At 52.5% G+C, this 8,979-nt stretch carries 2 protein-coding genes and 4 tRNA genes; all 6 read right to left on the reverse strand.

Annotation, left to right across the window (positions count from 1 at the left end; all coding sequences use genetic code 11):
• Window positions 1-36 precede the first annotated feature (36 nt).
• The 6 genes from FKP33_RS22535 to FKP33_RS22560 all read right to left on the reverse strand — a co-directional run bounded on the left by FKP33_RS22535 (window position 37) and on the right by FKP33_RS22560 (window position 8,930).
• Window positions 37-5,742, reverse strand: a complete 5,706-nt coding sequence (locus tag FKP33_RS22535) for a glycerophosphodiester phosphodiesterase family protein (protein ID WP_258313531.1) — start codon at window positions 5,740-5,742, stop codon at window positions 37-39.
• A 313-nt stretch (window positions 5,743-6,055) separates the two neighbouring features.
• A complete protein-coding gene (locus tag FKP33_RS22540; protein WP_127605035.1) occupies window positions 6,056-8,263 on the reverse strand; it encodes an ATP-dependent helicase in 2,208 nt (735 codons plus the stop codon).
• 185 nt (window positions 8,264-8,448) lie between these two features.
• Window positions 8,449-8,519, reverse strand: a tRNA-Arg gene (locus FKP33_RS22545).
• 3 nt (window positions 8,520-8,522) lie between these two features.
• Window positions 8,523-8,599 (reverse strand) — tRNA-Pro (locus tag FKP33_RS22550).
• Window positions 8,600-8,771: 172 nt separating this feature from the next.
• Window positions 8,772-8,848, reverse strand: a tRNA-Arg gene (locus tag FKP33_RS22555).
• Between the two features lie 7 nt (window positions 8,849-8,855).
• A tRNA-Gln gene (locus tag FKP33_RS22560) sits at window positions 8,856-8,930 on the reverse strand.
• Between the last annotated feature and the right edge of the window lie 49 nt (window positions 8,931-8,979).

Consider the following 8,979-nt stretch of genomic DNA (forward strand, 5'->3'; position numbering starts at 1 on the left):
TATCCAAACGTGGTGGGGACAGCTATCTGCCTTACGTTAGTTGGAGAAATCGATGGAACGAAGCATTCTGCTCAGCAGCACCGCGCTTTCCGCTCTCGTTCCCGTGCTTTCCGGCGCGAAACGATTCGCTGACACGCCGTTCACCATTTGCAGGCCCGCCAGTTTGGCCGTCGCTTCCCTCGCCCAAGCAGCAATCACCGATTCATCGGAGAAAGAGGCGTTGCCGGCGGCCGGATCTGCTGCGCGATAACCGGCAAACTGCATGGTCCGGTAAATCATGACGGCCATTTCCTGCCTCGAGATATAGCCGTAGGGGCGGAAGGTATCGTCTTCGTAACCGGTGACGAGCCCGTTAGCGGCCGCGGTATTTACCGCGCTCGCGAACCAGTCCCCCGGCTTGACGTCCTTGAACGTTGCGCCTGCCGGAGCTGCGGCGGCCAGCCCCAGCGATCTCACGAGCAGCGCGGCAAATTCGGCGCGCGTGACTTCCCGGTCCGGCGCGAATTTGTCGTCATCGACACCTTGAACAATCCATTTGGCGGCCATTCTCTCTACATCCTGTTTAGCCCAATGCCCGCTCAAATCGCTAAAGGTTACACGGCGGTCCAGAAGCATATAGGTGCTGTTGGACCTGCTGTACAGAACCGCTTCGCCATCCGCAAGAGCAAACGGAACCGGCTGATACACGGTGTTTCCGTTCGCATCGGTTTCAACCCGCACAGCTGCCAGCGTCTGTTCATTCACCGGCCCGTTCAGCTTCATCGTTCTGGGCACATACCGGCTAAAGCTTGAGATTTCACTGCTGCTTCCATTCTCCGCCGCCGCCGTTAACTTGAATTCGATGGAGGCGAGCACCTGCAAGCCGTTCGCTTCGGCAGCCGATTTAGCCTTGTCATCCTTGGTCATCTGGACGGTTACATGGAGCTTGTCCGGCGATACTTCCAGCCTGGTCGCCCATGCCCTGACATCGATTTGCTCCAGTGAAAGCTCAAATGTACCCAGATTCGTCTTGAACACGACGGTGCTGCCCGCTTGCTGCGACTGAAGGACTTGAAGCGCTGACGGAGTTAACGAAATCATCGCTTGATCGATGTCTTCGCCTTCTTCCACGGCCTGCAGCGTAATGCTGCCTTGGCCGGCTCTGTTCACGGCGGCTCGAATCGCCGCGTCGTCGACTGTAGTTTGTGCGATTTTTCTGCCGTCTTCTTCTTTGTCACGAATGCCATCGCCGGTTGATGGAGCGCCGGCAGACGGAGCAGGCGACGAAGTTCCGCCGCTCGATTCGTCGTCAGGCTGGGGCCGGAGTACGCTCAGCACATACTCTTTGGTCGTCGTGTTGTCGTCCGCCGTCACTTGAATCGCAATCCGGTTCGTTCCATACTTGAGCGCCGCCTCGTATACCGCGCCGCTTACGGTCGGGACACCATTCACTTTCAACGTCGCCCAGGCATCGGCGGCCGTTGGCGTTACCCGGATTGTGCTTACGCTGCGGCCAACCGTCCATTGATACGCTGTCGTATCCGGAGCAAATGCCGGCGTTAAGGTGCCCGCGCTCACCTCTAACCCTGCCAGATCGGCATTATGGGACTCCACATGAATGAGAACCGGCTGCGTATAGAGGTCGTACTTATTGTTGTCGTCGATAACAAACGAGTAGCGAAGCAAGGCATGCGCTCTGCCGGGCTTCTTCGCTGTAAGCATGCTGCCGTTCGCTTCTACCGTATCCAGTCCGTCCAACAATACGATGTCAGGCTGAACATCCTTTTGTTCACCCTTAAAGGTTACGATATAGGACGATAACGGAATGGTTTCGTTCTGCTGCAGGACGAACTTGTCATTCACCGGTTTGAGCGCAGCCGCCCAGTCTGAGGCCCAGTCCGCATAGTCGGTCGTAATGCCATAGACGCCGCTTTTAAAGATGTTGATGAAATCATTTTTGTTATTGTAGGTCCATGGGGATACGATCAACCCCCGGTGCTTCGCGGCCTCCAGGAAGTTTTTGTTCAGCTCCCTGTCATAGCCCGTATTAAAAGTAGCATTCAGCGGCTGGACAAGCATGAGCGCATCGCGCAAAGATTTTTGCGTATCGGCTTGCTTGACCGTACCGGCACTGACCAGTAAACCCAGCGGCATCTCCGGCATCAGCTGAGCCATCAATTTCAGTTGACTGGCATGAAAAGACATCGTATCGATCAGCGCCTCGGCATCCTGTTCCCTAATTACCCGGACGTAGGTGCCGACAGCGTTAGGGGTGCTTGTCTTGATCTCGGCCATAATCATTCTCCCGTGCGCTTTGGCCAGATCGATCTGCTCCTCCAGGGTCGGAATCTTCACGTCAGGGTAGCCCGCCGGCATCGGCTTGTTGGCATTGAGCGCCTTCAATTCCGCAAGCGTGTAATTTTCCGCATTCCCGGATCCGTTCGTCGTGCGGGTCAAATCGGTATCGTGTACGATAACCAAATGCCCGTCTTTGGAAAGATACATGTCGTTCTCGATAAAATCAGCGCCCGCCTGAATCGCCAGAAGGTTGCTTTCTATCGTATTCTCGGGAGCTTTGGTCGGCAATCCGCGATGGCCGATCATATACGGCTTGCGGATCAGCGTCAAGTCATGGGTATATACCTTGAAAGCGTCGAACGCCTTATCCGGCGAGTCGGTGACAATCCCGTTCACTCCGGCCGTAATCAGACGATGCATCGCGATGCTCTCGTCAGCCGCATTCGCCGTTTCCTTGGTCCAGATCGAGACCATCCGCTGTTGAAGGTAGTTCACATTGTCAGGCGTTGCGGCGCTCTGCGGCAGAAGCGCGATCTTGGCCAAGCTGGCCGTCGTTTGTCTGCGGATATCGATCAATCGATCTTCGGACCCATTCGTCTCCGATGTAAAATCGACGATACCGCGAATGATCGGATAAGCGGTTCTCGCTTTTTTGATCAAATCTCCGTTATTCGAAACAACAAAGGCGTCTTCAAGTCCGATGCTCTTTAAATACTCCGTCAACCGCTCAACGGAGAGCTCATCCTTCACGTAAAAGGCAGGAATCATCCTCGTTCCAATCGTGCCGAGAACCGAATCGAGACTGCCGATTTCCTTCTCGCCCGTCGGATTGGTCACCTTCAGGTCGCCGTTCACATGCAGAATGACCGTTGCCGGCAAGGTAGGACCGGTGAAGCCGGCCAAGTTCTCCAGACTTGTGATCTCCGCCACTACCGTAGGCGCCATCGCGATTTTCGTATCCGGCTCCGTCACCTGAACGAACCGGTCCGACGGATCCACGATAGCCGGAAGCGGAGTTTGCAGCAGGGTGACCCGGATATTGTCCACTTTCATTTTACTTCCGTCGGCTTGAAGTCCGATTCTTCCCTTCGCATAGCTGGTTGCCCGGTCGGTATCGATAACAAGCTGGCTGCCGATCCATTCCTGCACCCGGTTTCCATAGGCTAGTATCGTGTAATGGTACAGCTTATTCGGATTGATAGCTTCTGTGTACGATCCTTTTTCCATGACGTTCCAACCATTGGCAGGCGTCCGCTCCGCAAATTCGACGCCGTTGGCCGCCGTCGCATCCTGCCTGACCGCCATCTGGTAATACGGGTAATTATCGTTCTGAATTCTGTACATGATGGAATTCCATCTCGCTGTGTTATTGGCCGCCAGATGCGTAATGTCGGCTTCGATCTTGTAATTGCCGAAGGCCCCTAAATAATCGGGAAGCAGTACTCTCGAAGGGTTGTCGGGAGCCGCGCTTGCATCGATTTCAAATGCGCCGTTATTCACGGCCGCCGCGCCGGCAGTTGTCCCTTGTTTTCTTGTCCAGCCTTGCGGCAGCGTTCCGTTCGCAAGCGCGTCAAAATTTTCTTCATAGAGCACATAATCGCTGTCGCCGGCATTCTTGGCTACGACCCGTATGGACACTTGGACACCATCTTTTTCCGCGGTTACGGTGTACACGCCTTTTTGTTGTACCTTCATTGTGCCGCTATGAATCACGACAGCGGGATCGACGGAAGTCCAGTTTACTTCGCTTCCCTTCATCAGCCCCGATGTAAAATCGCTGTAGTCCGCACGCAGCGTTATCGAGTCGAGCTCGATCGGTTGACCCGCAGCGGCTGACAGCACATAACCGCTCTCGTGCTGAAGCGATACTACTTTGGCCCCGACTGCAGAAGGCGTTACCGTTATTTCCTGCGACCATTCGGCATCGGCGTAGATCGCCGTCACTTTCGCTTTACCCGGTTTGAGCGGATTGATTTGATTGTTTACGATTTTGATGACACTCTCATCCGATGTATACAACTTGAGCATCCCGGAAGGCACCGCTTCGGTAATACCGTCGGAGTAATATACACTGGCCGTCACATTAACCGCGCCAGACAGAGCCTCCATCGTAGGCGGCAGCGTCATATACAGGTTGTCGGCCGTAATTCGGGTCACTTTCAAGTTGTCGAACGAAACCTTGCTTTGGTCCGCTTGAAATCCGATTTTGCCTTTTTCCAAGAGCACATCTGACCCTAACGTTTGGTCCGTCAAAAGCGTAAAGTCGGCATCGGTTTTCGCTTTTATATATTCCTTGACGTTGTTCCCGAATACCCGGACTTTCAAGGTGTAGTCCTCATTTAACGTCAGCGGCTTCCACATGCCGGAAATCGGCGTCGGTGAAAACCAGTTTCCATCCGGTTTCCGATAAGCCATTTCATAAGTGCCGTTCTGCCGGACAGCCATTTGATCGTAAGGGACCTTGCCGTTAGAAGGCACACGGAACATGAGCGCCGCCCATCTTTGGGCATTCACCACGCCTTCGAATCTCATATCCGCTTCAATCTCATAATTGTCCCATTGAATGGGCGCGATGACCCGGGCCTGCTTCCCCGACGCCTTCCCGTCAAATAGCATTCTTCCGTTACCGTAGGTATCCTGCACAACTGTAAACGGGCTGCTGCCGCTGTTCACATCCGAGATCCAGCCGGGAGGAAGGCTGCCTGCCGCATAGCCGTCGAAATGTTCCTGAAGAAGAACAGGATTCACATCCCCCGAAACCGGGCTGCCGTCTACAAGCGTCACGACACCGTAGCCGCTCGTATCGTTCCAGAACGAGCTGGAGTTATAGGCGCTCCAATAGCTTGTCCGCTGCTGGCTTGTATCGTCGCCGTACCGGTCGGTTGTGCCGATCTCCAAACCGAGCCGCTTGTTCAGCATAGGGTCAAAATGAAGCATGTCCCAAGGAACCGCCACTTCAAGCGACCAGCCGGAAGCTGTCGTTTGAATCGCCCTTAATATCTTCTTCTCATCCTTGCCGCTGTGATTGCTCAGCGCAGCCCCGAATTGCAGCTTCGGCGTCGTCGTTCCCGGCTGATACATCAAGCCGATCTGCATGTCGCCCTCGGCAAACGGCGCAGACTGATGCTGTGTCGGATCCAGAAAAATGTTCACGCCATCCTGCTCGAACCAATACCCGGAGCCATTATGAATCAAATTCGCGTCATCGGACTTCACGCCGATATATAAATAACGGTTATCCCACAGTAGGCCAAAGCGGGATTCCTGGAACCCCCCTTCCCCTATCCGTCTGTCCAAACGCTCATTGATGCTCCAGATGGATTCATCGAGCTTGCCGTCAATGACAGGAGCATGCCGCGTTTTGTTCACGTCGAGCGTTTTTCTTCCCGCGTCTGCCGCTTGAGCTTGCTCTGGCAGCACGCTAAGCTGGAGCATGCCGCTTAATAAAGCGACGATGATCCACATATGGAATAACTTCCTATACCTGTTCATTTCCCTCATCCCTTTCATCCTTGGTCAGACTGCTTGTTCATCAAAGCGCGGCGGCCTTACCACCCCTCCCGCACACAGTTTCGGAAAGCACAAAAAAACCCTTCATCCAGCAAACGAAACCGGAGAGTCTTTACTTGACGACTCATCCAATTGCTGCAATGAAGGGTTTTCTCCTTGTCTCCTACCCTTGTCTATTCGGTTCGTATAAGGAACTCACATTTCTATTTTTACTTTACCAGCGCATTGTTTCCGGAATGTCATCCGCATGCGAAGAGATTGTAAAGATTCATCCCGGCTCCAGGAGCCCCATTTCCAAGCAAGCTTTAACCGAAAGCTTCTTAACCTCGGCCTGAAAGCGAATGTCCATTCGTTCCCCCGACAGCTGGACGATTTCCCCCCGCCCCCAAGACCGGTGCTGAACCGTCAGCCCTATTTTCAGTTGAGCCGCGCTCGTTATCGCATTCGGGTTGAAGGGAACCGCGGGCTTTACCGTATTTGCCTGGACGGACGCTTCCTGTTTGGGCAGCGGCTTGTCGGGCGTGACGATGCTGCGAACGTCCGCAACAAACGGAGATTCTTTTACTTTTTCGCCATCCCTTTTTTGATACGTAAGCAGCTCCAGTTCCCTTTTCGCCCGGGTCATGCCGACGTAGAATAAACGGACGGCTTCCTCCAAGAGGGCCTGATTCCCTCCGGCCTTTTTCTCCATGTCCGCGGAAGCGGGCAGGATGCCGTCGATCAGATCGATCATATATACCCGCTCGAACTCCAGACCTTTTGCACTGTGAAGGGTGGAGAAGGTCACCGCATTGTGGTCCTTATTGGACTTTGAGCTTTTCATCAGAGACGCCAAGTGCTTCAGCCGCTTCGCAAAATCTTCCATCGTTTCGAGCGTATCCGCGATCGCTTCCAGCGTGTTCAGAATACCGGTCAAGTATTCCTTGCTGAATCCCAGCCTTTCACACATCTTGTCGATGGCTTTCTCGTAGCCAAGCCGGTTTCGAATTACCCGGATTGCCTCAAGCGGCGGCATGCCTTTCATCTGTTGCAAGGTTTCTTTGACTTCCTGCACCTGTTTACGCTGGTAATCTTGCAGCGGGACGTAGTTCAGCAAATTATCAAAGACGGATTCGTTATTGTCGATTCCCTTCAGTACCGCCATCTGCTGCTTGGTAATATACCCGTTAAGCTTGGTATGAATTTCTTCCATAATATCAACGCGCTTGTCCGTAAAGGTCATTCGCATGAAGTTCAAGATGTCTTTCACGACCCAATGAGAGAAAAAACGAATGTCAGCATCCTTCATATAAAAGGGAATCCCCGCGCGGTCAAATTCGTTCATCAAAGGAATGGAAGAGGAATGATTTCGATACAGCACCGCCACATCGCGAAGACTTTCAACCTTTTGGATTTCCTGGACCAAGTATTTCGTCTGATAAGGGTAATCGGCAAAGCTCCTGATTCGGATCGGCTTATGCGATGAGTTGTGAGTAAACATGTTCTTATCGTACCGATTTTTGTTTCGTTTTATGAATTGGTTGGCCGCTTTCACAATATGTTGCGATGACCTGTAGTTTTGCTCCATGAAGAGCGTAACGGCATTCGGGTACACTTGCCTGAAGTTAAGCAAATAGGCAGGCTCCGCGCCTCTCCAGCTGTAAATGGATTGATCATCGTCGGCTACGACACACAGATTGCCATGTTCCCTTACCAGCTTCTCGACAATGGCGTGCTGTACCATCGACGTGTCCTGACTTTCATCGGTCAGCACATAATCGTACCTTTGCTGATATTTGCGCAGCAGCTCCCGATCCCTCTCCAACACCTCGTTCGCGATGGTCAGCATATCGTCGTAATCAATCAGCAGCTTGCTCGAGCCTAACCGTTTATAAGTCTCATATTCCCACAGGATTCGCCCCGCTTCCTTCACATTACATGGAACGTTCGACCATTCGTCTTCAGGAATCATTTTGTTCTTGATGAAGCTAATGTAGGTGGTGAGCTCGTCCATTTGATCATCGGTGATGTTTTCGCGGGCGATCGTTTTATACAAATGCCGTAAAATAAACTTCTTATGTAAAGGCGGACTATCGGAATCCAAATCGCCCAGTTCTTCCAAGCTGATGTCGCCTTCAATGATTTGATAGGCCGTCCTCGTTTTACGGAAATGCTCCCGAACGACCTCGAAGGCCATGCTGTGAATCGTAGAAAAATCAACCGGCGGAAGATCAGGGAAAAAACGTTTAAACCGCTCTTTCATATCCGCCGCTGACGCGCGGCTGAATGTAATCGCCTTAATGCGGGACGGGACAACTCCCTTCTCTTCAATGAGGTAGCCGATCCGCATGATGACCGTGGTCGTTTTCCCGGATCCCGGAGAGGCCAGAAGAAGCAAGGCTCCCTCCGTTTGAAGAACTGCCTGCTTCTGGACGTTATTTAAAGAAACTCCGTTTTGTTTGATGTTTCGGGTAAAAAAATCGTCACTTGCTTTCATATCCGACAAACCCTTTCAACTAAATCAAATGCCGCATCACATGGTTAGGACACTTACGAGACTATTATAGCATCTCCTTCTAATAGGATCCCGGCTCTCTCCCCGGCATAAACAAAAAACGAAAGCCCGGATGATGAAGGGCTTTCGTTTTTCACTCTTCGTACACTGATCTCTACGGATCGATAAGCGTTTGACGGGAATCGAACCCATTCCGCCAGCTCAGAAGGCTGGAATTCTTCCATTGAACTACATACGCATATGGTCGGGACGACACGATTCGAACATGCGACCCCCTGGTCCCAAACCAGGTGCTCTACCAAGCTGAGCTACGTCCCGGGATAAAATGGCCTGTTGGAGCACACTTTGTAACTCGGTGAAGATGAATGGCGTGCCCTGAGAGATGCGGCTTTTAGCCGACTGCGAAGCGAATGCTTTCGAAGCGCAGCTCCGACGAACTCTAACGTTCGAATCTAAATCTCAGCACACTTTGTAACTCGGTGAAGAGGAATGGCGTGCCCTGAGAGATTCGAACTCCCGACCTTTTGATTCGTAGTCAAACGCTCTATCCGGCTGAGCTAAGGGCACATGGCAATGGCTGGGGATCTAGGATTCGAACCTAGGCATGACGGAGTCAAAGTCCGTTGCCTTACCGCTTGGCTAATCCCCACTGCTTGCTGAAGTTACTTTCATAGAAAAAGCTCACCCAAGGTGAGCTT

It is taken from the genome of Paenibacillus sp. tmac-D7, assembly GCF_006519665.1.
GTDB lineage: Bacteria > Bacillota > Bacilli > Paenibacillales > NBRC-103111 > Paenibacillus_G > Paenibacillus_G validus.